The organism is Geodermatophilus obscurus, from assembly GCF_900115395.1.
Lineage (GTDB): Bacteria > Actinomycetota > Actinomycetes > Mycobacteriales > Geodermatophilaceae > Geodermatophilus > Geodermatophilus obscurus_B.
The window spans coordinates 269,178-292,180 of the sequence record NZ_FOWE01000004.1 but is presented as its reverse complement, the minus strand read 5'-3'; the positions used below and the strand labels follow the sequence as shown (position 1 = coordinate 292,180).

Below are 23,003 nucleotides of genomic sequence, written 5' to 3'. Positions count from 1 at the left end.
CCAACACCCCGTCATCACGCAGTCCACGACGCTCCGCGTCGGCGAGATCGCGGTCCCGAGAGGCGGCGATCAGCGCCTGGACTACGGGCTCGGTGCTGCGCGCCGGCAACCCTCGTGGTCAGACACTCGCGACCACGTCGAGCGTCGACCCCTCACCGCGCACCCGAGGCCGACGCTTGAGGCCGGGAGTGCGCGTCAGCTGGTGGTCGCGGACTGTGGTTCGGTCACACCGGACCACCTGGTGAGCGGCTGAGGGGCACCACCGCCCAACGCTCGAGTCGGTGCTCCTCGACACCGTCCGGCTCGCGCACCGTCGTCATGCTCCCGACGGAGCTGGCGTCCCCATCGCTGTGGTCAGGACCGGCACCCACCACCACCTCGCGGAACGGGTCGCCCACGCAGGAGGCCGACGGAGACACGCAACAGGCTCAGCCGACTGGTCGCCGCCGCGTCAGGCTCCTTAGCCCGCCGAGCCGCGCGCGCCCGTGCACGAAGAGGCGCGACGGTACCGAACGCGCCAGGGCCGTGCCGTCGGCGGCGCTCCGGACGTCGGCCAGGACGATCTGGGTCAGCCTGGTCAGGGCGGCCGGGTGGTAATCCAGCGTGTAGTGCACTGCGAACGGGCCCCACGGATGACTGTCGGTGCTGGTCAGGTCGTCCGTGAAGACGTTGATCACCCGGTCGACACCTCGCGAGGACAACTCCGCGTCGAGAGTCTCCCACCAGTCGTTCATGTCCCGCAGTTCCGCTTCCCGGCCCAGGGAGCGCTCCGAGCCGTCTTCAGCCACAGACCGCGTGACGTTACGCGCCCGGTGCAGGACCAAGCGGGTTTCCGGTAGCTCGCGACCGAGGAAGGCCAGCAGGCGGTCCAGCGCGTCGCGCCACATCACAAGGTAGCCCGCCCTGTCCGCCCCAGGGACGAGGTCGACCGTGTCGGATTCCGAGAAGAACGGCGTCCGCATGATCTTCCAGCGGTTACGCGTCAGATAGGACCCATTGACGGAGAAGCAACCGAAGTGCACATCCGCAAACAGGTCGATGAGCAGATACCCCGGCCGTTGGATCAAGAGCTCGTCCAAGAACGACCGCGTGACCTCCTTGGTGACCTCGCGCTGTCCATACGGATCGAGGTTGCCCATCCGGGCCGGGGGTACGTCTACGCGTCCGCTCATCAAACTGATGAGTGACACCTGATTGCTCAGCGCAACACACTCGAACAAGTCTTTGTAGTTGGGATTGAATCGACTGTTGAAGAGATCTCGGCTGACGCAACTCCCCAGGACGGCAACGCGCACTGGCTCGAACGGCATTGGGTTGCTGGAGGGCACTGACACAACGCCGGTGGTCACAGCTGGTCCGCCCCGACCGTCACGCCGTCGGCGCCGACCGCCTCGAAGTCCTCGGAGAGGCCCTCGTCGGCGAGTTCCGGTTCGTGCAGTGCGGCGTCGTTCAGGGCGTCTTCGACCAGTTGGGCGCCGGTGAGCCCGTCGCCGGGCGCCAGACCCTCCGTCGTCGGCGTCCCCGGTCCCTCGACCACTGCCGCCGCGTCGCCGGCCGCCACCTCGACCCCACTGGGACCGGCGACCACCTGGGCTCGGACCGGTCGGTCGAGCTCGCGGATGGCCTTGAACACCTGGTAGCAGGCGTCGCCGGCCGGCTCGCCGAAGGTCGCCCGGATGCGGCGCTCGATCGCCTCGTCGGGCCGCAGGCCCTCGACGGCGAGCTTCTCGAGGGCCGACACGGCCTCCTCCAGCGAGGTCGTCACGGGCCCGAAACCGTCGCGCTCGTAGCTGAAGTAGCCGCGGCGGTAGGGCTGCGCGCCCGAGAAGAACTCGTCGCGGTCGAACTGGAAGTAGACGGTGGGCCGGCCGAGCAGCGCGACCTCGAACGCGATCGACGAGTAGTCCGTGATCAGCAGCGCCGTGCGGGCGAACACGTCCTGGACGTCGACGTCCGCCCACCGCAGCAGCTCCACGTGCCCCGGGACGTCACTGTCGTGCAGGAACGGCGTCATGTTGGGGTGGGGCAGGAACGCCACGCGGGACCCGGTGCGCTCGGCCACCTGGCGCAGCTCCGGGGCCTGCAGCAGGCCGAACCAGTGCTGCGCGTACTCGGATGCGCGGAAGGCCGCCGCCCTCTCCTCCGGGGTCAGCGACTCGGGCATCCCCTCGGCCAGGGACCGGCGCCACGTCGGCATGACGAGGATGCGGTCCACGTCCCGATCGGCGAGCTTCCGCGCCTTCGCCAGCAGGGCGTCGTGGCGGGGAAGCCCCGTCCGCTTGACCTCCTTGGTGGTGAACACGTACGGCGTCCCGTCCCCGGTGAAGGACCGCTCCTCGGCCTCCGTCGTCGTCATCAGGAGGGAGATCCGCTTGTCGTTCAGCCAGCGCGAGTAGTCGTCCTTGCCCACCCCGTGCTGCAGGAAGGTGAACTGCCACTGCGGCCGCCCGTACAGGGCGTGCGGCAGGGGGGCCATCGCGAACGCGTTGGCGTGCGAGGACACCACGTGTCGTGCGTTGAGCAGCAACATGCGCCACTGCACGGACCCGTGCGCGACCAGCTTGAAGCCCTCTCGCTGCAGCCGTCGCCAGTCCGGGGACTGCCGGTCGAGGACGAACCAGGCGTTGACCTGCGGCCGCTTGCGCTTGAGGTAGCGGTACAGGTGCTCGGCACTGTCCTGGGCCTGCTCCTGTCGGTCCATCAGGACCCAGGCGTCGGCGTACCGCCGCCGGGCGGAGGGACCCGCGGCTCGGCGTCGGGTGATGCGAGCCGTCCACTGCTCGCGGTCGACCCAGGCCGCGAACCACGTGACGAGAGCGGAGAGCCACCGCGCCGGAGCACCGACGACGCGTACGAGTCCGGTGGCGCCGACGTCCGGTCCGGAGGCCAGGTCGGGCCGCGAGGCGCCCAGTTCCTTGGACAGGCGGAGCGCGGTGACCTGGTAGGGCAGGTCGCTGGGCGCCCGGGTGGACAGCGGGACCGGCCGGCCGTCGAGCGTGATGCGCAGGGTCCCGTCCGCCGGCAGCCACACGATCCGCTCCTGGGCGACCGCCCGGCCGAAGAACTCGATCGAGCGGACCTTCTGGTGGACCGGCTCGACCTGCCGCCCGCGCCACGAGAACTCCTCCCGCGGCCGGGGTCCGCCGTAGGTGTAGCGGGCGCGCACCAGCCGCTGGCGCTCGTCCAGCTGGTCGAGGCGGACCTGGCTCGGCCTGGTCCGCAGGTCCTTGTAGCCGACGACCAGGGCATTGCGCAGCCAGTAGGCGGTGGATGAGACCTGGAAGCCCATGATCGTCTCGACGTCGATCAGGGCGAAGATCTCGCGGCACAGGGCGTGGAACTCGTCCTGCACCTCCGGCCGCACGGCGCCGGTGGCAGAGATGAGCCTGCTGTCGGCCTTGAAGTACCAGAGCAGGTCGTAGAGCACGGTGTTCTGCAGCCACACCGGTGGCCGGCCGTACCGCTGCGCGCCACGGCGGAGGAGGTCGAGGTACCCGTAACGCGGGACGGCGAGGTACTTGTCGTCCCGCGTCCACGCCGACTGCACCGACGACGTCCCGTCGGCGCGCTTGCGGTAGTAGTAGCCGGCGGACGCGATGAACCCCACCAGCGGGGCGGCCGACTCGAGCAGGTGGACACCGATGAGGTGACCGTCCTCGAAGGTCGGCCGGATGCGCGGGTCGAACCTGTTCCCATTCGCGCGCAGCCGGTCCAGCGGCAGGAACGCCGTCCCAGCCGACAGGTGGATCCGGTTCGGGTACTGGCTCATGTCGACCAGTTGGTTGCCCCGGCCGAAGTTCTTGCGGAGCGCGTGCTTGTCCACGTGCGCGGCCGGGTCGTCGGTGAAGACCAGGAGCCGGGTGGCGAGCAGGTCCGGCGTCTTGCGCTGGGTGCCGAGGAAGGCAGCCACCTCGCTGAAGTAGTCGTCGGCCAGGACGTCGTCCGGGTCGGCGAAGGTCACCCACTCGCCGGTCGCCAGCTCGATCCCGGCGTTGCGGGCCGCGCCCTGGCCGGCGTTCTCCTGACGGATCACGTGGACCCGCGCCGGGGTCGACTCCGCCCACCGACGAGCGATCTCACCGGCACCGTCGGTCGACCCGTCGTCGACCAGGATGATCTCGAGATTCTCGATGCCGTAGGTCTGCCGGTCCAGCGAGGACAGGAAGGCCTCGATGTACTCGGCGACGTTGTAGACGGCCGAGACGACGCTGAACCGGGGCCGCGCCGGGCTCGGTCCCTCGACAGGTGCTGTGGCGGTGGGGCTCACGACTCGCTCTTCTCGAAACTGCTGCGCAGGGGGAAGTACCGGGACAGGAAGCCGTGCAGCATGTGCTGCTGCTCCAGCGGATCGACACCGGAGGTGTCGTGGTCGTTGAGGCAGAACGTGTCGACGTCGCGGCGCTCGAGCAGCCGCTCGAGCCGCCGGGCGGTCTCCGGGGCCGCGATGTCGGCGTAGAGGTACCGGATCCGGCCCTCCACGGCACGCCCGGCCAGGTAGGCGTAGTGGTGGTGGAACGCCGAGACCACCGACAGGTCCCCGGGGTGGCGGAACTGGTGGCCCGCCGTCTCGGCGAACTGCTCGGGGAAGCGCTCCTCCATCTCGGCCAGCACGTCCTTCAGCAGCGCGTTCGGCGCGTGCTTGAACTTGTTGGTGACCGTCCGGTCGAAGGCCTTGAAGAGCAGCTCGCGGTTGTTCTTGCCGCCGCTCATCACCGGCCGGTCGAAGGCCCCGGTCGGCCCCAGGCCGAGCTTCGCCGTCGACGGGAAGAAGTGCGCGATGCCGTTGCCCTCGAAGAACAGGCGCGGGCGGACCGGGCGGCCGAAGAAGAAGTCGTCGTTCAGGTAGAGGAAGTGGTCGCTGAGGCCCTCGACGTGGTGCAGCTGCGACTCGATCGCGTGCGAGTTGAAGGTCGGCAGCCGGCCCCGGTCGCCGAAGAGCTCCCGGTGGCTGACGACGGTGAGCCGCGGGTTGTCGGTGTCCAGCCACGGCGGCACCTGGTCGTCGGTGACGAGGTAGACGTGGCGGACCCAGCCGGCGTACATGTCCAGGGACCGCAGGGAGTACCGCAGCTCGTCGCGGGACAGGAAGCGGGACTCGTTGCTCGCGAACTCGTTGAGCTCGCCGAGGCCGACGGCGGAGTGCACGGCCGCCTTGCGCTCCCGCCACGCGGGGTCGCTGCCGTCCACCCAGGTGTAGACGACGTCGACCGGGAAGTCGACGTCGTAGGCGTGCCGGGGGGTGAGGACGGGGAGGGCCGGCCGGCTGACGCCGTCGACGTCCCAGCGGGCCGGCTCGCCGATCGTGCTGGGGAGGGCGTCCACCCACGGGTTGCGGCGGGGCGCGACCCACGACCCGGCCGCCAGTGGCTCACCGGTGGTGTGGTCGTCGGGCTGGTCCTCGGCCAGGACGCGCCAGAACTCGAGCACGCACCCCAGCTCCGGCCCGCACAGGGCCTCGGCCGCGCCCGGGGCGGCCAGCACGCGGAACACCGTGTACGCGTCCCCCGCCGGGACGCGGCCGGCCGGGCGGGACAGCCGCCGGCTGCGCTCGTTGCCGCGGGGGTGCACCTGCTGCCGGTAGGCGGGGTCCCGCCGCGCCGCGGCGTCCAGCGCGGCCCACGCGGCCGCCCGGTCGTGCTCGGCCACGGCCAGCACCCGGCGGCCGTTCACCGGCGCGTCGACGACCAGGTACCGGATGCCGGCCCCGTCGAGCGCGTCCGCCACGAACGCCGCGTTGGCCGCGAGGACCGCCGAGGCGGAGAAGGTGTCGACGGGGCGGGCCAGGAACCGCTCGCCCCGGTAGCGCACCGCCGTCACCGGGCCCTCGACCCGGTCGGCCGCGGCCCGGCGCATGCGCTCGAGCCGCAGGTCGCGGGCCGCGGCCTGCAGGGAGGTCGACCCCCGGCCGACGTCGCGGACGACCCGCCACGCCGGCGCGGGCAGCGCCCGGTACACCCGCTGCTGCACGTGCAGCGGGACGATCGTGTTCAGGCTCGGACTCATCGGTCCCCTCCCCCGCCGGGTGCGTGTGCGGGCACGGCACGGCCCGCGCTCACGCGCTCTCCCGGGTCTCGTCCGCGTAGGCCGCGAGTACCTCATCCATCGGCCCGTCCCCCACGAGCCGTCCCTCCCGCAGGTACAGCCCGCGCGCGCAGAAGCGGCGCAGGTCGCCGTCGTTGTGGGACACCAGGAACAGCGTCCGTCCCTCCGCGACCATCTCCTCGATGCGCGCGTGGCACTTGCGCTTGAAGACCTTGTCGCCCACCGCGAGCACCTCGTCGACGAGGACCACCGGCTCCTCGAGCCGGGACACGACGGCGAAGGCGACCCGCACCTTCATCCCGCTCGACAGGTGCTTGTACGGGGTGTCGAGGAACTCCTCGATCTCGGCGAAGTCGACGATCTCGTCGAAGCGCTCGCCGATCACCGCCCGCGACATGCCGTGCAGCCCCGCGGTGAGCCCGATGTTCTCGCGCACGGTGAGGTCGGCGACGAACCCGCCGGTGATCTCGATCAGCGGGGCCACCCCCGCGCGCACGTCGACGGTGCCGCGGTCGGGCAGCAGCACGCCGGCGATCAGCTTGAGCAGGGTCGACTTGCCCTGGCCGTTGCGGCCGACGACGCCGATCGTCTCCCCTTGCCCGATGGAGAAGCTGACGTCGCGCAGCGCCCAGAACTCGTCGCGCCGCACGCCGCCCTCGCCGCGGATGAGGTAGTCGCGCAGGCTGCGGTGCCGCCGTCCGCGGTGGAAGCGCACCGCCACGTCCTCGACCGAGACCACCGGGTCCGTCGCTGCGGGCATCAGATCTCCTTGAGCACGGTGCGCTCGAGCCGGGCGAAGACGGCCCAGCCGGCGGCCAGCAGGACGGCGGCGGCGGAGACGGAGATCCCGACCAGGGACCACTGCACCGGCTCGGTGGAGAAGCCCGCCCGGTTGAGCTCGATGACACCGGCCAGCGGGTTGAGTGCGAAGACCGCCGACAGCCGGCCGGGCACGTCGGAGACGGCGAAGATGACCGGGGTCGCGTAGAAGCCGAGCCGCAGCGCGATGCGCACCACCCGCTCGAGGTCGCGCACGAGCACGACCATGGGGGCCAGCAGCAGGCCGACGCCGAGGACGAGCACCGCCATCAGCACCGCGCCGGGCAGCAGCAGGACCAGGTGCCAGTCCAGCGGCGCCCCGAAGGCGAGGGCGAAACCGAACAGGACCGGCAGGCTCAGCAGGAACTCGACGCCCTTGGACAGCACGACCCGCACGACCCACACCTCGCGCGGCACGTTGGTGGAGCGCACCAGCTTGGCCTCGGTGTGCAGCGCCCGCGCCGCCTCGGTGACCGCCCCGTTGAACCACGTCCACGGGAGCAGCCCGGCGAGCAGGAAGACGATGTAGGGCTCCGCGCCGACCGTGCGGGTGAAGACCTGCGTGAAGACGAACCAGTAGATGCCGGCCAGCGCCAGCGGCTCGAGGACCGACCACAGGTAGCCCAGCGCCGATGAGGCGTAGCGGACCTTGAGGTCGCGGGCGACGAGCAGGCGCACCGCGCGGCGCCGTCCCCAGAGCGCGGCCGGGCGGGCCGTGATCCCGCGCCGTGGGCGCCGGGGGTGCCGCGCGGACACCGGGACCGGCACCTCGACGCGCTCGGCGGTCGCCGTCACCGGCCACCGCCGCACGGACGGCTGCCGAAGAGGAAGCCGCTGCCCCAGCTGAGGTGCACGGTGGCGAGGACGGCGGGCAGCCAGGCCCGCGCGCGCCAGGACAGGCCCTCGGACTCCGCCGCGGCGGCGCTCACGACCCCGACGCAGTAGGCGGCCGGCGCCAGCCAGCCCCACTGCAGGGCCTGGTGGCCGGTCACCGCGCCGGCCACGCCGGCGGCGGTCCCGGCGACGATGGCTGCGGTGACGGCCGGCGGGGCCAGGTAGCGGGGGCGCACCGAGTCGGGGTGCCGGCGGATGACCTCGCGGCGCCAGCGGCCGGTGTGGAAGAACTGCCGGACCAGCTCGGTCCAGGAGGAGCGGGGGCGGTACGTGACCGCGAGGTCCGGGGAGAACCACACCACCCCGCCGGACTGGCGGATGCGGTGGTTGAGCTCCCAGTCCTGCGCGCGGTGGTAGTGCTCGTCGAAGCCGCCGAGCCGCTCGAGCACCTCGCGGCGGAACACCCCGAGGTAGACGGTGTCGGCCGGACCCTCGACGCCGCCGACGTGGAAGCTGCCGCCGCCGAGGCCGACCTTCGAGGAGTACGCCCGGGCGACCGCCTGCTCGAAGCCGGTCTCGCCGACGGCGAGCATCAGCCCACCGACGTTGGCAGCCCCGGTCCGCTCGAGGAGGCGCACGGCCCGCTCGAGGTAGCCGGCCAGCAGGATGCCGTGCCCGTCGACGCGGGCGATGATCCCGTGGCTGGACGCCTGGACGGCGATGTTCAGCCCGGCCGGGGTGCGCCCGGTCGGGTTGCGGACCAGCTTGATCCGGCTGTCGCCGGCCGCCAGCTCGCGGGCGATGCGGTCGGTGTCGTCCCGGGACGGACCGAGCGCGATGACGAGTTCGACGTCGCCGCCGTACTCCTGGGCCAGGATCTCGACCACGCTGGTGGCCAGGTGCCGCGCCTCGTTGAGGACGGGCATGACGACCGACACGGACGGCCAGGCGCGCTCCGTCTCGGTGGCGATCCACTCGATGGGGTGACCGTCAGGCGCCGGTGCGTACGTCTCAGTCATGGCGCAGTCACTCTAAGTTCAGTGACGGTTCCGGTCCGCAGTCCCTCGTCGATTCGTCGACATGTGCCAGGCGCGACACGCCACCCGAGTCACACGAGTCACGCCCGACCCGCGGGAGGAGCACCGAGGGGGACGGAACACTCCGTCCGGCCGGTCAGAGCAGCCGGTTGGTGGCGGCCCAGCGGGTGAGCTCGTTGCGGTTGGACAGCTGCAGCTTGCGCAGCACGTTCGACGCGTGCGACTCCACCGTCTTCACCGAGATGAACAGCCGCGAGCCGATCTCGCGGTAGGTGTACCCGCGTGCCAGCAGCTGCATGACCTCGCGCTCCCGAGCGCTGAGCAGGTCCAGCCCGGGGTCGGTCGCCGGGTCCTCCGGCTGCGGGGCCGACGGGGAGGTCGCGGCGAAGGCGTCGAGCACGAACCCGGCCAGCCGCGGGCTGAAGACGACGTCGCCCTCGGCGACGCGCTGCACCGCCGCGACCAGCTCCGGCCCGGAGATCGTCTTGGTGACGTAGCCGCGCGCGCCGGCGCGGATGACGGCGATGACGTCCTCGGCGGCGTCGGACACCGACAAAGCCAGCCACTTCACCCCCGGCAGCTCGGCCCGCAGCGCCTCGAGCACCGCGCGGCCACCGCCGCCGGGCAGGTGGACGTCGAGCAGCACGACGTCGGGGACGGCGGCGCGGATGCCGGCGATCGCGGAGTCGGCGTCCGCGGCCTCCCCGGCGACGGTCACCGCGTCGCCGAGCTCGTGGCGCACGCCGGCGCGGACCATCGCGTGGTCGTCGACGAGGAAGACGGACGGGCGCTGCGGTGCGCTCACGCGGCCGCCGCCTCGCGGGGCAGGCAGAGCTCGACCTCGGTGCCCTCGCCCGGCGCGGACCGGACCACGGCCGTGCCGCCGAGCCGGGTCAGCCGCCCGGTGACCGAGTCGCGCAGGCCGCGCCGGTCGGACGGCACCGTGGCGGGGTCGAACCCGGCGCCGCGGTCGCGCACGAAGACCGACACCTGCTGCGCCGTCACCTCGGTGTAGAGGTCGGCGGAGGGGACGCCGGCGTGCTTGGCGGCGTTGACCAGCGCCTCGCGGGTGGCCGCGCCGAGGGCGGCGACCGCGTCGTCGAGCGGGGTGTCGCCGACGACGACCGGGTCGACGGTGAGCTCGTGGTCGGCCTCCACCTCGGCGACCATCTCCGACACCAGCGACGCCCACGTGCCCCCGCCGGTCACCTTCGCCGGCTCGTACAGCCAGCTGCGCAGCTCGCGCTCCTGGCTGCGGGCCAGCCGCGCGACGGCCTGCTGGTCGCCGGAGTGCCGCTGGATGAGCGCGAGGGTCTGCAGCACCGAGTCGTGCAGGTGGGCGGCGACGGCGGCCCGCTCCTCCGACCGGATGCGGGCGGTGCGCTCGTCCTCGCGGGAGTCCAGCAGCCGCCGCCAGAACGGGGCGGTGGCCAGCACGACGCCGACGAGGATGACCAGCGTCGCGACGAACCCGTTGCGGGCGTTGGCCAGCTGGCCCGTGGTCGCCAGCAGCAGCACCAGGCCGACCGCCGCGAGCACCGCGCCGCCGGCCAGCACCCAGCGGACGCCGGGCCGGGCGAGGGTCCGGTCGGTGTCGATCTGCCGCCAGATGACGGCCAGGCCGCCGCCGACCAGCAGCAGCGGGGCGATGAGCTGGTTCTCGCCCCAGGTGGCGAGGTTGGTGACCAGGACGAGCGCGCCGAGCCCGAGCAGGACCATGGCGAGGGTCTGCCGGCGGCTGGGCTCCTGGGCCACCTCCGGCGCCGCCTCGCCCAGCGGCATGAAGAACCACAGCACCGGATAGACGACGAGGCCGACGCCGGCCACCGCGAGGGCGAGGAACACCGCCCGCACCAGGAGCGGGTCAGCGCGCAGGTGCGCCGCCGTCCCGGCCGCCACGCCCGCCAGCATCCGTCCCGAGCGGGGACGGACCAGCGGGGGGCGGCCGGAGGCCCCGGACGTCGCGGGGAGGCCGGCGTGCGGCACGGTCAGCAGCGGCGCCGGCGGGGCGGCCGGCGCCGTCGCACCGGCCGGGAGCCCGCCCACGGGGGTCGGCACGGTCCTGGTCACGGTCCGATGGTGCACCGCGCGGGCCTCCTCCGGTACCGGGAGGACCCCGGACGGGCAGGACCAGGGTCGGATGGGGGCCTTCCCCGATGCCGCGGCGCGTCCCGGCTCGGCACGCTCTGTGCCATGACCGCTCCCTTCCCTCCCGGGGCCCCGCTCCTCGAACCCCCGCCCCCCCGGCCGGCGCTGCGCCGCAGCCGCACCGACAAGGTCGCCGGCGGCGTCGCCGGGGGGCTCGCCCAGTACAGCGGCGTCGACGCGCTGCTGTGGCGCGTCGGCTTCGTCGCCCTCACGCTCGCCGGCGGTACCGGCATCGCCGTCTACCTGCTGCTGTGGCTGCTCATGCCGGCCGGCCCCCGCACGCCGGCCGACGGCACACCGGCCGCACCGCCCGGGCCCCGCTCCCCCGTCGCCGGGATCACCGTCGCCGGGCTGCTGATCGTCGTCGGCCTGATGGTGCTGCTGACCCGCTACACCGGCCTCGACCTCGGTGCGCGCGGCTTCCTGGCCGGGGCACTGCTGGTGGTCGGCCTCGGGCTGGTCGCCTCCGCGTTCGCCCGGGGACGGGCTCCCCGCGGCGGGTTGATCGCGCTGGGCTCGGTGCTCACGCTGGCGCTGATGTTCGCCTCGTCGGTGCACGACTGGGACGAGGACGGGCACGGGCCCGGCGGCGGCGTGGGGAACCGCGAGTACCAGCCGACCAGCGTCGAGGACGTCGAGGCCGTCTACCGCCTGGGCGCCGGCAACATGGAGATCGACCTGTCGGAGATCGACGGCGACGACCTCGGCGGGCGGGAGATCCGCATCGACCAGGACCTGGGCAACCTCGAGGTGGAGGTGCCCGACGACGTCGCCGTCCGCGTCGTGCTCGACCAGGACGGCGGGAACACCGAGATCTTCGGCCAGAGCGGCGACGGCTACTTCCCGGCCGAGGACGCGGACGAGGACGACGGCGGAGACGAGGACGGCGACCGCGACCCCGCGCTCGTCCTGACCATCGACCACGGGGTCGGCAACGTGGAGGTGTCCCGTGCCTGACTACAGCGAGTTCCCGACCACCCCGACCGCCTGGCAGGAGCGCGCGCTGGCCGAGGACTGGCAGCACACGCCGGCCCTCGCCGTCCCGGAGCCGCGCCGGCGCCGTCCCGACCTGGTGGCCCTGGTGCCCGGCGTCGCCTTCGTGGTCCTGGCGCTGGTGTTCATCGTCGGGGTGACCATCCCGCTCGGCTTCCTCGCCGACGGCGGCCTGCTGTGGCTGCTGCTGATCGGTGCGGGGGTCGCGCTCCTGGTGAGCGAGGTGCGGAAGGTGCGCCACAGGCGCTGACACGACGGGGGCGGACCGACGAGGGCCCGGGGAGCGACCAGCTCCCCGGGCCCTCGTCCGTCGTCAGCCGGGGCGCCGGGTCAGGTCCACGACACCCGGGCCGACGCCTGGCCCGTCTTCTCGAAGTACTCGACCCGGACCTCGTGTGTCCCCTCGGTCAGGGTGAGGGTCGCCGTGCCCGTGCCGCCGGCCGCCCAGCGGTCGATCCTGAGCTGACCGTCGACGTACACGCGGATCCCGTCGTCACCGGCGGCGGTGAAGGTGTGGGCACCGGCGGTGAAGGAGAAGACGCCGGTCCAGCGCGCCGAGAAGTTGTTCTGGCCGACCCCCGGCGGTCCTCCGGTCCCCCAGGTGCGGTTCAGCGGAGCCGCCTCGCAGGCGCTCGAGGCCGGCGTCCCCGACAGCGTCCGGTTGCCGAAGTACTCGGCGCGGAACTGGCCGGCACCGCAGGCGGACCGGTAGGTCGCCGTGTAGGTGACCGGGGTGGCCCCCACGGTGACCTGGTGCGTCTGCGCACCGCCGTCGGACCACGAGGCGAAGTCGTGGACTAGCCCGCCCGACGTCTGCGGACTCGGGGCCGACAGGCCGGTCCGCCCGCCCACGATCACCGTGGCGGTGAACGGGGTGGCCGCCGTCCGCGAGCCCAGCGTGGCCTGCAGGCCGGCGGGCTGCGTGGTCACCGTGACCTGCACGGTCCGCGGCTGCAGCTCCCGCACGACCGTGGCCGTCCGCCCGGTGGCGTCCCGCGCCGTGAGCCGCAGCTCGAGGTGGGCCGGGTACTCGTGGTCCGGCGCGGCGATGGACGCGCCGCTCACCCCGGACCACGACTGCAGCGGGTGGTCGTGACAGGCGTCGGGGCAGTGCTGCAGCACCATCTCCCAGGTCAGCGCGCTCGCCGGGAGCGGCCGGCCGGCCGCGTCGGTCGCCGAGCCGGTGAAGGCGATCGTCTCGCCGACCTGCCACGTCGTCCCCGCCGCGGGGGTGGTGATCTGCGGGACCGGGTCGCCGGTCGCCGGGCCCGCGGCGGCCCAGGCCAGCTTCGCGACGGCGTCGCCGCCGGTCTCGAACCACTCGACGCGCACCTGGTGGGCGCCCGCCGTCAGCGGTCTGGTCGCGGTGAAGGTGGTGGGTGACTGGTCCCGCCACTCGTCGATCACCGGGGTCCCGTCCACCGCCACGCGCATCCCGTCGTCGGTCACGGCGGTGAACGTGGTGTCCCCGCCGGTGAAGTCGAAGGTGCCGGTCCAGCGGGCCGAGAAGTTGTCGGGCCCGACGCCCGCCGGGGCGCCCGTGCCCCAGTCGTGGGACAGCGGGGCCGCCTCACAGGCGGTGGCCGCGGCCGGGCCGGTGAGCGTCTTGTTCGGGAAGTACTCGGCGAGGTACTGGCCCGCCGGGCACGTCGTGGGCGTGGGGCCGGTCCCGGCGTAGGCGACGCGCCGGATGGTCCCGCCGTTGAGGTCGGCGTAGAAGAGCTCACCCTGCGGGGAGAGCTCCAGGTCCACCGGGCCGGCGGCGTCGGTGACGAAGGGGCGTGCCTTGAGCCGGTCCGGGAGGCCGTCGGTGCCCCGGGTCATCACCCAGATGCAGTTGCGCGAGTAGTCGGAGAAGAACAGCGCGCCGTCGTACTCCGCCGGGTAGGGACCGCCCGCGTAGAACTGGAACGAGACACCGGAGGTCGAGGACCCGCGGGTGACGTTGCAGTTGTCGTTGGCGTTGAGCGGCTGACCGTGCCGGTACGGGTAGTAGGGCGCGGTGACGGCGGAGGGGCCCTGCGCGTAGAGGTCCTCGCAGACCGTCAGGTTCAACCCGTCGTAGGCGGCCTGACGGTCGTTGCCCTCGTAGCAGGGCCAGCCGAAGTTGGTGACGCCGGCCGTCGGTGCCGCGAGGCGGTCGATCTCCTCGAAGGTCCCCCAGCCGACGTCGCCGATCCACACCTCGTCGGTGCCGGGGCGCTGCGTCATTCGGAACGGGTTGCGCAGGCCGTAGGCCACGATCCGCCGCGCGTTGGCGTCGGCGGACGCCGCGTTCGGGTTGTCCGGCAGGGCCGCGCCGGTGTCCGGGGAGACGCGGATGACCGTGCCGTCGAGGGTCACCGGGTCGCCGCCAGTCCGCAGGTCCTGGGAGCGGAGCGCACCGCCCTGCGCCGTGGGCGGCGTCATCGCCCCGCCGACCCCGCCCGGCGGGTCGCCGCAGGGGTTGACCGGGTTGCCGTCCTGGCCGAAGTCGGCGAAGTCGAAGCTCGCGCCGTCACCGGCGGAGGCGTAGAGCGCGCCGTCGCGGCCGAAGACGAGGTCCCCGGTGCTGTGGCTGGGGTACTGCTGGCACCAGTCGTGGACCAGGTCCTGCTTGGTCGTCGTCGTGCCGGTCAGGGTGAGCTTGACCAGCTTCCCGCTGACGACGCAGCCGTCACTGGTGGCACCGGGCGGGCTCGGGCAGGGATCGCTGTCGGCGCCCGCCGTCCCCCACCGGGGCGCGGTCCCGCCGACCGGCCCGTCGAAGGTGTACAGCGCGTAGAGGTACGGGCGGGCCGGGAACCCGGGGTCGACCGCCAGCCCGAGCAGCCCGCGGTCCCAGAAGTTGTGGACCTCGGTGCGGAGGTCGGCCACCTGCGTCGGCGTGGTGTCGGCGAGGCCGTCGAACACCTGGACGGTGCCCCGCTTCTCGGCGACGAAGACCCGTCCGTCGGGCGCGAAGCGGACCGCCGTCGGGTTGACCAGGCCGCTGAAGGCGGTGGTGTCGGTGAAGCCCGCCTGTGGCGCGGCGGCCGCCGGCGCCGCGCTCTGCGCGATGACCGCGAGGCACGCCGAGACCACCAGGAGGAGGGCGAGGACCCCGACCCCCGCCGCTCGCGTCGTCCGCCGCAGGTGTCCGGCCCAGGTCGCCATGACCACTCCCCGTGTCCCCCCGGCCGCCGTCGGCCGAGGCGCGGGACGCTAATCGCGGGACGGGAGGGCGACGGCGGACCGGCCCCCGCTCCGGCGTGTGACCCAGACCACACCGGCCCGCCGTCACCGGTGGTGAGCGCGAGAGGCGAGACCGGACGGTCCGGTGCCACCGTCCGCCCTCAGCCGACGACCCGGCCGACGAACGACAGCGCCTCCCGCCAGAACCTCTCGGTGGCCGCCGCGTCGTACTCGGCGGGCAGGCTCGGGTCGGTGAACAGGTGGCCCGCCACCTCGTACCGGACCACCTCCAGGACACCGCCGGCGGCCGCGACGTCGGCGGCCAGGGCCTCGTCCCACTCGGCGGACGCGTGCGGATCCCCGGTGGCGCGGTGCAGCTGCGCCGCCACGCCGGCCGGCCAGGACGGCGCCCCGAGGACGGCCATCGGCAGCGCTCCGGAGGCCAGCAGCACGCCGCTGACCCGGCGCCGGGTGGCCACGTGCTCGGCCATCCCGGCGCCGTTGGAGAAGCCGGCGGCCACGAAGCCGTCGGGCAGGTCGCGGACGGCGTCCGCGGCGCGGGCCATGAGCGCCGGGAAGCCGACCTCCTCGACGTACCTGCCGGCCTCGCCGTAGTCGTCGAAGACCCGCCCGTCGTACTGGTCGACGACGAGGACGTCATGGCCGGCCGCGCGCAGGCGCCCCGCGGCGTCGGAGATGCCCGGCCGGACGCCGAGGACGGAGTGGAACAGCGCGATGGATGCCATGCCGGTCACTCTGCTCGGGCGTCGGTGACACCGTCCTGTCACCGACTCCTGCGATCCTCGCGATCGTGAACCGCACCGACCGGCTGCACGCGCTCACCGAGGAACTGCGGCGGGCCGGGTCGCGCGGCCGGACGGCGCAGCGCCTCGCGGAGTGGCTGGAGGTGTCCACCCGCACCGTCAAGCGCGACGTCAGCGCCCTGCAGCAGGCCGGCGTCCCGATCTGGGCGGGCTCGGGTCCCGGCGGGGGCTACGTGCTCGACGCCTCGGCCACCCTCCCGCCGGTCAACCTGACGCCGGCGCAGGCCGTCGCGGTCACCCTCGCGCTGGCCGGGGCGACGGACGCGCCGTTCGCCGCCGACGGCCGGGCGGCGCTGGCGAAGGTGCTCGACGGCCTCGGTGCCGCGGCGCGGGCGGAGACCGAGCGGCTCGGCGGCCGGGTGTGGGTGCGCGGGCGGCCCGGCGGGCGTCCCGACCCCGCGCCCGTGGTGGAGGAGGCGCTGGCCCGGCGGCGCGTCGTGGCGATCACCTACCGCGACCGTCGCGGGGCGGCGTCCCGCCGCCGGGTGGAGCCGCATCTGCTCGCCCGCACCGGGGACCGGTGGTACCTGGTCGGCTGGTGCCGGGAACGGGACGCGCCGCGCTGGTTCCGCTGGGACCGCATCGAGGCCGCCGACCTCACCACCGAGGTCGCACCCGAGCGGGACCCCGCGGTCTACGGCACCCCGCCCCCGGACGCGCACGCCGTCAGGTCCCCCGGGTGACGTGCTGGAACGGCCTCGTCGCAGGGCCCCGGCCCGAGCAGGCGACGTGCTGGAACGGCCCCGTCGCGGGGGCCCGCGCCGAGCCTGCGAGGCGTGGGGGCGACGGGGTCCTCATTCCCACTCGATGGTGCCGGGCGGCTTGCTCGTGACGTCGAGGACGACGCGGTTGACCTCGCGGACCTCGTTGGTGATGCGGGTGGAGATCCGGGCGAGCACGTCGTAGGGCAGCCGGGTCCAGTCGGCGGTCATGGCGTCCTCGCTGGACACCGGGCGCAGCACCACCGGGTGGCCGTAGGTGCGGCCGTCGCCCTGCACACCCACCGAGCGGACGTCGGCCAGCAGCACCACCGGGCACTGCCAGATCTCGCGGTCCAGGCCGGCGGCGGTGAGCTCGGCGCGCACGATCGCGTCGGCCTGCCGCAGCACGTCGAGGCGCTCCTGGGTCACCTCGCCGACGATCCGGATCCCCAGGCCCGGGCCGGGGAACGGCTGGCGCCACACCATCGCCTCGGGCAGCCGCAGCTCGACGCCGACCGCGCGGACCTCGTCCTTGAACAGCGTCCGCAGCGGCTCGACGAGGGTGAACTGCAGGTCCTCGGGCAGCCCGCCGACGTTGTGGTGGCTCTTGATGTTCGCCGTCCCCGTGCCGCCGCCGGACTCGACGACGTCGGGGTAGAGCGTCCCCTGCACGAGGAAGTCGACGCGCTCCCCGTGGTCGGCCGCGTCGCCGACGACGTCGAGCGCGGCCTGCTCGAAGACCCGGATGAACTCCCGGCCGATCGTCTTGCGCTTCTCCTCCGGGTCGCTGATCCCGGCCAGCGCGCCGAGGAACCGCTCCCGGGCGTCGACCACCCGCAGGTCCACCCGGGTGACGGCGACGAAGTCCCGCTCGATCTGCTCGGTCTCGCCCTCGCGCATGAGCCCGTGGTCGACGTACACGCAGGTCAGCCGGTCACCGATGGCCCGCTGCACGAGCGCCGCGGCGACGGCGGAGTCGACACCGCCCGACAGCGCGCACAGCGCCCGGCCCTCCCCCACCTGCGCGCGGATCCGCTCGACCTGCTCCTCGACGACGTTGGCCGCCGTCCAGGTCGGCTCCAGGCCGGCGATGTCGAACAGGAAGTGCTCGAGCACCGTCTGGCCGTGCGCGGTGTGCCGCACCTCGGGGTGGAACTGCACGCCGGCCAGCCGCCGGTCGACGTCCTCGAACGCCGCGACCGGCGCGCCGCTGGAGGTGGCGGTGACGGTGAACCCGGGCGGCGGGGCGCTGACGGCGTCGCCGTGGCTCATCCACACCGGCTGCTCGACCGGCAGGTCGCCGAAGAGCCGGCCGCCGGTGGTGACCGTCAGCGGGGTGCGGCCGTACTCGCGGCCGCCGGTGTGCGCGACGGTGCCGCCGAGGGACTGCGCCATCGCCTGGAACCCGTAGCAGATGCCGAACGCCGGCACCCCGCCCTCGAACAGCGTGGGGTCGACCTGCGGCGCGCCCTCGGCGTAGACGCTGGACGGGCCGCCCGACAGCACGACCGCCGCCGGCTCCCGCTCCAGGATCTCCTCCGCGGACACCGACGACGGGACGATCTCGGAGTAGACGCCGGCCTCGCGGATGCGCCGGGCGATGAGCTGGGCGTACTGCGCGCCGAAGTCGACGACGAGGACGGTCGGGAAGTCCATCAGTCGGCGCTGTCGCCGGCCGGGGCGCCGCCGATCACGAGGTCCACGCGCTGGAACTCCTTGAGGTCGCGGTAGCCGGTCTTGGCCATCGTGCGGCGCAGCGCGCCGAAGAGGTTGGTGCGGCCGTCGGAGGTCTCGGCCGGGCCGAGCAGCAGCTGCTCCAGCGACCCCCGGGCGGGCACCGGCGCCGACGTCCCGCCGCGCGGCAGCCGCGGGTGCGCGGCCACCGAGTCCCACCACACGCCGGAGGCCGGGGCCTCCCTCGCCGCGCGCAGCGGCTCGCCGAGCTGCACGGCGTCGGCGCCGCAGGCCAGGGCCCGGGCGATGGCGCCGCTGGTCTCGATCCGGCCGTTGGCGATGACGTGCACGTACCGGCCACCGGTCTCGTCGAGGTAGTCGCGGCGAGCGGCCGCGGCGTCGGCGATCGCGCTGGCCAGCGGCACCCGGATGCCCATGACGGCGTCGCCGGTGGAGAAGCTGTCGGCGCCGACGCCGACGATCACGCCGGCCGCGCCGGTGCGCATGAGGTGCAGCGCGGTCGTGTAGTTGGCCGCACCGCCCACGATCACCGGGACGTCGAGGTCGGCGATGAAGGACTTGAGGTTGAGCGCGGCGCCCTGGGTGGTCACGTGCTCGGCGGAGACGATCGTGCCCTGGATGACCAGCAGGTCGACCCCGGCGGCGAGCACCGTCGGCGCGAGCAGCTCGGTGTGCTGCGGCGACACGCGCACGGCCGTGGTCACCCCGGCGTCGCGCATCTCCTTGATCCGGGCGCCGATCAGGTCGGCCTTCACCGGCTCGGCGTAGACCTGCTGCAGCAGCGACACCGGCGGCGGCGCCTCCGCGCCGGCCTCGCGCAGCTGCCGGTAGACCGGCAGCGGGTCGTCGTAGCGGGTCCACAGCCCCTCGGCGTTCAGCACGCCGAGGCCGCCCGCCTGGCCGACGGCGATCGCCGTCGCGGGGCTGACGACGGCGTCGCTGGGGCTGGTCACCAGCGGGATCTCGAACCGGAAGGCGTCGATCTGCCAGGCGGTGGAGACGTCGTCGACGTCGCGGGTGCGGCGGGACGGGACGATCGACACCTCGTCGAGGTCGTAGCCCCGGCGGGCGAAGCGGTTGAGGCCGATCTCGACGGTGTCGCGAGCGGGCATGGTCAGCGCCCCCGGTAGTTCGGTGCCTCGACGGTCTGACGGGTGGACCCGACGTTGGACAAGTGGCTCACCGACCGCGGTAGTTGGGGGCTTCGACGGTCATCTGGATGTCGTGCGGGTGGCTCTCGGTCAGCCCGGCGGAGGTGATCCGGGTGAGCTGCCCGCGCTCCTGCAGGTCGGCGACGGTGGCCGCGCCGGCGTAGCCCATCGACGCCCGGAGGCCGCCGACCAGCTGGTGGGCCACGGTCGCCAGCATCCCGCGGTAGGGCACCTGGCCCTCGATGCCCTCGGGGACGAGCTTGTCGTCGGAGAGGACGTCGTCGGCGAAGTAGCGGTCGCGGCTGAAGGACTGGCTGCCGCGCTTCTGCATCGCACCCAGCGAGCCCATGCCGCGGTAGGTCTTGAACTGCTTGCCGTTCATGAACACCAGCTCGCCCGGGGCCTCCTCGACCCCGGCGAACAGCCCGCCGATCATCACGGTGTCGGCGCCGGCGACGAGGGCCTTGGCGATGTCGCCGGAGTACTGCAGGCCGCCGTCGGCGATGACCGGGACGCCGGCCGGCCTCGCCGCGAGGCTGGCCTCGTAGATGGCGGTGATCTGCGGGACGCCGACGCCGGCCACCACGCGGGTGGTGCAGATCGAGCCCGGGCCGACGCCGACCTTCACCGCGTCGGCGCCGGCGTCGACCAGCGCCTGCGCGCCCGCGCGGGTGGCGATGTTGCCCCCGACCACCTGCACGCCGCCGTCGCCGCCGAACTCCTTGCGCACCCGCGCCACCATGTCGAGCACCGCGCGCTGGTGGCCGTGCGCGGTGTCGACCACCAGCACGTCGACGCCGGCGTCGACGAGCAGGCCGGCCCGCTTGAAGGCGTCCTCGCCCACGCCGAGCGCGGCGCCGACGACGAGCCGGCCGTCGGCGTCCTTGGTGGCGTTCGGGTACTGGTCGCGCTTGACGAAGTCCTTGACCGTGATCAGGCCGCGCAGCCGCCCGGACGGGTCGACGATCGGCAGCTTCTCGATCTTGTGCTGGGACAGCAGCCGCAGCGCGGTGTCGGCGTCGACGCCGACCGGGGCGGTGACCAGCGGCATCGGGGTCATGACGTCGCGGACCAGCCGGTGCGGGTCGGTCTCGAAGCGCATGTCGCGGTTGGTGACGATGCCGATGAGCACGCCCTCGTCGTCGACCACCGGGGCACCGGAGATGCGGTAGCGGCCGGACAGCGCGTCCACCTCGGCGAGGGTGTTGTCCGGCGAGCAGGTGACCGGGTTGGTGACCATGCCGGCCTCGGAGCGCTTGACCAGGTCGACCTGGCCGGCCTGCTCCTCGGCGGCGAGGTTGCGGTGCAGGACGCCGACGCCGCCGACCCGCGCCATGGCGATGGCCATCCGCGCCTCGGTGACGGTGTCCATCGCGCTGGACAGCAGCGGGACGGCGATCCGGATCCCGCGGGTCAGCCGGCTGCTGGTGTCGACCTCGGCGGGGACGACGTCGGACTCACCGGGGATGAGCAGGACGTCGTCGTAGGTCAGGCCGAGCGGGGCGAACTTCGCCGGCAGCTCGGGGGTCCGGTCGTCGGGCTGCATGGGAGCGGCCACCCTCTCCGTCGGGGTCAGCCCCGGCCGGGGCGCGCGGGAACCACCGTCGATCGTAGGCCGGGGCGCTGCGGCACCGGGACGCCACCGTGACCGGCGGGCCGTGGGAACGCCCGGCGGGGGCGGCTACCGTGGTCCCCCGGACGTGCGAGCCCGCGCGCCCGTGCGCGCGAACCGCCGCAGCACGAGGGAGGAGGCACCGTGAGTCCCTTCGACGACGTCCCGGACTCCGGCAGCACGCCGTCGGACCCGCCGCCGCTGACCATGGAGGAGCGGGCCGGGGTCCTCGACGACCTCGCCGAGCTCGAGGTCTTCCGGACGCTGCTCGAACCGACCGGCATCAAGGGCATCGTCGTCGACTGCCCCGACTGCGACGAGGAACACCACGTCGACTGGGCGCTGATGCAGGCCAACCTGCGCCAGCTGCTCGAGGAGGGGCAGACCGGCCGGCACGAACCGCCCTTCGACCCCGACCCCGACGACTACGTCAGCTGGGACTACGCCAGCGGCTACGCCGACGGGGTGACCGCCATGGCCGAGCGCGAGGAGCCCGGCGGCTCCCCCGGCGGCCGGCACGCCCGCGACGAGTAGCCGAGGACCCCACCGGGCCGGGAACGCGGCGAGGGGCCCCTCCGGGAATCGGAGGGGCCCCTCGGCGCGAACTCAGCAGGTCAGGACATCATCCCGCGGCGGAAGCCCGTCGCGACGGCCTCGGCCCGGTCCTTGGCGCCGAGCTTGCGGAACAGCCGGCGAGCGTGGGTCTTGATCGTGTCCTCGGACAGGTAGAGCTCGCGGCCGATCTGGGCGTTGCTCTTGCCCTGGCTCATGCCGGTGAGGACCTGCATCTCCCGCATGGACAGCGTCACCGCCGGCGTGGTCTCGCGGACCGTCGAGCTGACCGCACGGGGGCCGGCACCGTTGAGCGGCGTGGCCCACGCGGGAGCCGGGGCCCCGACCGAGGCCAGCGGCACCGGGGCGCTCACCGGCTGCGGCGGGCGGGGGCCGTCGGGGCGAAGGCCCACGCGGGACAGGCCCAGGCCCATCTCCAGGGCGCTGGCGTCCCAGCGCAGGTAGCCCCGGGCGCCGACGGCGACCGACGCGCGCACCGTCTCGGCGTCGTCGGGCGCGCCCAGCACGAGCACCGGGACGCCCGGGTGGGTCCGCAGCACCTGCGTCGCCACGGTCAGGCCGGTGTCGACGGCGCGCTGCGTGCCGACCAGCAGCACGTCGGGCTGCCGGGTGGCCAGCCGCTGCATCAGCGCGACGGCGTCACCGACGACCTCGACCCGGCCCACGAAGGGCAGGGCCACCAGGCGGGAGGCGACGTCGTCGCGGACGCGGCGGCGCTCGTCGTACACCCACACGGTCGTGGCCCCGTGGCCGGGTCCACGCATCCTGTCGTCGATCACGTGTTGCTCCTCGTCTCCCCCGGCCGAACGGGGCGCCCGGGTCACTCGACCCGGGGAACGGCACGGCCTGCAGTCACCTTGACCGCCGGTCCGGGGAGGGAACAGCCGTGCTCACCCTGCGGGGGGAGACGCGGGCCGGGAAAATGCTCGATCGCGACGTGTTTGGCCCTCGCGGCCCTCGGGCACCGGCCCCATGCAGCCGGACCGCCCCCTCCGGCTCGCACTGAGCCGAGGAGGACCGACATGGCCGACATCCGCCGACTGCCGACACCCGTGGCCGAGGTCTGGGACTGGCAGTTGCACGGCGCCTGCCGTGGTGAGAGCACGGCCCTGTTCTTCCACCCGGACGGCGAGCGGGGCCCCGCCCGGGCCCGCCGCCAGGCCGCCGCGAAGGCCGTCTGCGGCAAGTGCCCGGTCGTCGAGGCCTGCCTCAAGCACGCGCTCAGCGTCCGCGAGCCCTACGGGGTCTGGGGCGGCATGAGCGAGGAGGAGCGGGCCCGGCTCATCGCCGCGGAGCCCGCCGCCGTCGCCGCGGGGGTCTAGCGCCCCACCGATACACGACGAGAGGGCCGGTCCAGTAGCTGCTGGACCGGCCCTCTGGTGTTTCGGCCGGCGTCCCGGTTCGCGTGTCCGCCGGCGCCC

At 73.8% G+C, this 23,003-nt stretch carries 19 protein-coding genes; 5 read left to right on the top strand and 14 right to left on the bottom strand.

From position 1 onward, the window contains the following. Nucleotides 1–428: 428 nt before the first annotated feature. The 8 genes from BM165_RS10005 to BM165_RS09970 all read right to left on the bottom strand — a co-directional run bounded on the left by BM165_RS10005 (nucleotide 429) and on the right by BM165_RS09970 (nucleotide 10,802). A complete protein-coding gene (locus BM165_RS10005) occupies nucleotides 429–1,349 on the bottom strand; it encodes a DUF6270 domain-containing protein (protein WP_143108105.1) in 921 nt (306 codons plus the stop codon). Beyond that, on the bottom strand, nucleotides 1,346–4,267 hold the full coding sequence (locus tag BM165_RS24245; protein WP_075013364.1) for a bifunctional glycosyltransferase/CDP-glycerol:glycerophosphate glycerophosphotransferase: 2,922 nt from the start codon (nucleotides 4,265–4,267) through the stop codon (nucleotides 1,346–1,348). Before BM165_RS24245 ends, BM165_RS10005 begins: the two co-directional genes overlap by 4 nt. Continuing rightward, entirely contained in the window at nucleotides 4,264–6,003 is a 1,740-nt protein-coding gene (locus BM165_RS09995; protein ID WP_075013363.1) for a stealth family protein, read from the bottom strand. Before BM165_RS09995 ends, BM165_RS24245 begins: the two co-directional genes overlap by 4 nt. A gap of 49 nt (nucleotides 6,004–6,052) precedes the next feature. Then, on the bottom strand, nucleotides 6,053–6,802 hold the full coding sequence (locus BM165_RS09990) for an ABC transporter ATP-binding protein (protein ID WP_075013362.1): 750 nt from the start codon (nucleotides 6,800–6,802) through the stop codon (nucleotides 6,053–6,055). Continuing rightward, nucleotides 6,802–7,656 (bottom strand): ABC transporter permease, encoded by an 855-nt coding sequence (locus BM165_RS09985; protein ID WP_208976702.1) that lies wholly within the window; start codon nucleotides 7,654–7,656, stop codon nucleotides 6,802–6,804. The genes BM165_RS09990 and BM165_RS09985 overlap by 1 nt, the downstream gene beginning before the upstream one ends. Beyond that, nucleotides 7,653–8,714, bottom strand: coding sequence for a glycosyltransferase family 2 protein (locus BM165_RS09980; protein WP_075013361.1), 1,062 nt, complete (start codon nucleotides 8,712–8,714; stop codon nucleotides 7,653–7,655). Before BM165_RS09980 ends, BM165_RS09985 begins: the two co-directional genes overlap by 4 nt. A 154-nt stretch (nucleotides 8,715–8,868) precedes the next feature. Next, nucleotides 8,869–9,537: a response regulator gene (locus tag BM165_RS09975; RefSeq protein WP_280140701.1), complete on the bottom strand. Its 669-nt coding sequence runs from the start codon at nucleotides 9,535–9,537 to the stop codon at nucleotides 8,869–8,871. Then, nucleotides 9,534–10,802: an ATP-binding protein gene (locus BM165_RS09970; RefSeq protein ID WP_244274156.1), complete on the bottom strand. Its 1,269-nt coding sequence runs from the start codon at nucleotides 10,800–10,802 to the stop codon at nucleotides 9,534–9,536. The genes BM165_RS09975 and BM165_RS09970 overlap by 4 nt, the downstream gene beginning before the upstream one ends. Nucleotides 10,803–10,925: 123 nt before the next feature. Between BM165_RS09970 and BM165_RS09965 the strand changes: the two genes are divergently transcribed. Together BM165_RS09965 and BM165_RS09960 are read left to right on the top strand one after the other, a co-directional pair. Continuing rightward, nucleotides 10,926–11,837 carry a PspC domain-containing protein gene (locus BM165_RS09965; RefSeq protein ID WP_075013360.1) on the top strand — a complete coding sequence of 304 codons (912 nt, stop codon included), beginning with the start codon at nucleotides 10,926–10,928 and terminating at the stop codon, nucleotides 11,835–11,837. Further along, nucleotides 11,830–12,123 (top strand): hypothetical protein, encoded by a 294-nt coding sequence (locus BM165_RS09960; RefSeq protein WP_075013359.1) that lies wholly within the window; start codon nucleotides 11,830–11,832, stop codon nucleotides 12,121–12,123. The genes BM165_RS09965 and BM165_RS09960 overlap by 8 nt, the downstream gene beginning before the upstream one ends. Nucleotides 12,124–12,203: 80 nt before the next feature. Here BM165_RS09960 and BM165_RS09955 read toward each other — a convergent pair whose 3' ends face one another. Both BM165_RS09955 and BM165_RS09950 read right to left on the bottom strand, forming a co-directional pair. After that, nucleotides 12,204–15,008: a PA14 domain-containing protein gene (locus tag BM165_RS09955; RefSeq protein ID WP_143108102.1), complete on the bottom strand. Its 2,805-nt coding sequence runs from the start codon at nucleotides 15,006–15,008 to the stop codon at nucleotides 12,204–12,206. Between the two features lie 179 nt (nucleotides 15,009–15,187). Beyond that, nucleotides 15,188–15,772, bottom strand: a complete 585-nt coding sequence (locus BM165_RS09950) for a dienelactone hydrolase family protein (protein WP_075013509.1) — start codon at nucleotides 15,770–15,772, stop codon at nucleotides 15,188–15,190. A 65-nt stretch (nucleotides 15,773–15,837) separates the two neighbouring features. Between BM165_RS09950 and BM165_RS09945 the strand changes: the two genes are divergently transcribed. Beyond that, nucleotides 15,838–16,533, top strand: coding sequence for a helix-turn-helix transcriptional regulator (locus BM165_RS09945; protein WP_075013357.1), 696 nt, complete (start codon nucleotides 15,838–15,840; stop codon nucleotides 16,531–16,533). Nucleotides 16,534–16,644: 111 nt separating this feature from the next. On the opposite strand, the gene guaA is transcribed toward BM165_RS09945, so the two are convergent. From guaA to guaB, 3 genes are all read right to left on the bottom strand, one after another. Further along, complete coding sequence (gene guaA, locus BM165_RS09940; RefSeq protein WP_075013356.1) at nucleotides 16,645–18,207, bottom strand: glutamine-hydrolyzing GMP synthase; 1,563 nt, start codon at nucleotides 18,205–18,207, stop codon at nucleotides 16,645–16,647. Further along, a complete protein-coding gene (locus BM165_RS09935; protein WP_075013355.1) occupies nucleotides 18,207–19,358 on the bottom strand; it encodes a GuaB3 family IMP dehydrogenase-related protein in 1,152 nt (383 codons plus the stop codon). Before BM165_RS09935 ends, guaA begins: the two co-directional genes overlap by 1 nt. Nucleotides 19,359–19,425: 67 nt before the next feature. Then, entirely contained in the window at nucleotides 19,426–20,943 is a 1,518-nt protein-coding gene (guaB, locus tag BM165_RS09930) for an IMP dehydrogenase (protein ID WP_075013354.1), read from the bottom strand. A gap of 210 nt (nucleotides 20,944–21,153) precedes the next feature. Between guaB and BM165_RS09925 the strand changes: the two genes are divergently transcribed. Next, nucleotides 21,154–21,543, top strand: coding sequence for a DUF5319 family protein (locus BM165_RS09925; RefSeq protein ID WP_075013353.1), 390 nt, complete (start codon nucleotides 21,154–21,156; stop codon nucleotides 21,541–21,543). 80 nt (nucleotides 21,544–21,623) lie between these two features. Here BM165_RS09925 and BM165_RS09920 read toward each other — a convergent pair whose 3' ends face one another. Beyond that, nucleotides 21,624–22,361, bottom strand: a complete 738-nt coding sequence (locus tag BM165_RS09920; protein ID WP_143108101.1) for a helix-turn-helix transcriptional regulator — start codon at nucleotides 22,359–22,361, stop codon at nucleotides 21,624–21,626. 243 nt (nucleotides 22,362–22,604) lie between these two features. Here BM165_RS09920 and BM165_RS09915 point away from each other — a divergent pair, with 243 nt between their 5' ends. After that, a complete protein-coding gene (locus BM165_RS09915) occupies nucleotides 22,605–22,904 on the top strand; it encodes a WhiB family transcriptional regulator (RefSeq protein ID WP_075013352.1) in 300 nt (99 codons plus the stop codon). Nucleotides 22,905–23,003: the final 99 nt, after the last annotated feature.

Excerpts from the sequence above, each read along its gene's own strand:
- guaB (WP_075013354.1), bottom strand. The coding sequence starts at position 20,943 with ATGCAGCCCGACGACCGGACCCCCGAGCTGCCGGCGAAGTTCGCCCCG.
- BM165_RS09995 (WP_075013363.1), bottom strand. The coding sequence starts at position 6,003 with ATGAGTCCGAGCCTGAACACGATCGTCCCGCTGCACGTGCAGCAGCGG.
- BM165_RS09935 (WP_075013355.1), bottom strand. The coding sequence starts at position 19,358 with ATGCCCGCTCGCGACACCGTCGAGATCGGCCTCAACCGCTTCGCCCGC.
- BM165_RS09965 (WP_075013360.1), top strand. The coding sequence starts at position 10,926 with ATGACCGCTCCCTTCCCTCCCGGGGCCCCGCTCCTCGAACCCCCGCCC.
- BM165_RS09955 (WP_143108102.1), bottom strand. The coding sequence starts at position 15,008 with ATGGCGACCTGGGCCGGACACCTGCGGCGGACGACGCGAGCGGCGGGG.
- BM165_RS09980 (WP_075013361.1), bottom strand. The coding sequence starts at position 8,714 with ATGACTGAGACGTACGCACCGGCGCCTGACGGTCACCCCATCGAGTGG.
- BM165_RS09950 (WP_075013509.1), bottom strand. The coding sequence starts at position 15,772 with ATGGCATCCATCGCGCTGTTCCACTCCGTCCTCGGCGTCCGGCCGGGC.
- BM165_RS09990 (WP_075013362.1), bottom strand. The coding sequence starts at position 6,802 with ATGCCCGCAGCGACGGACCCGGTGGTCTCGGTCGAGGACGTGGCGGTG.
- BM165_RS09915 (WP_075013352.1), top strand. The coding sequence starts at position 22,605 with ATGGCCGACATCCGCCGACTGCCGACACCCGTGGCCGAGGTCTGGGAC.
- guaA (WP_075013356.1), bottom strand. The coding sequence starts at position 18,207 with ATGGACTTCCCGACCGTCCTCGTCGTCGACTTCGGCGCGCAGTACGCC.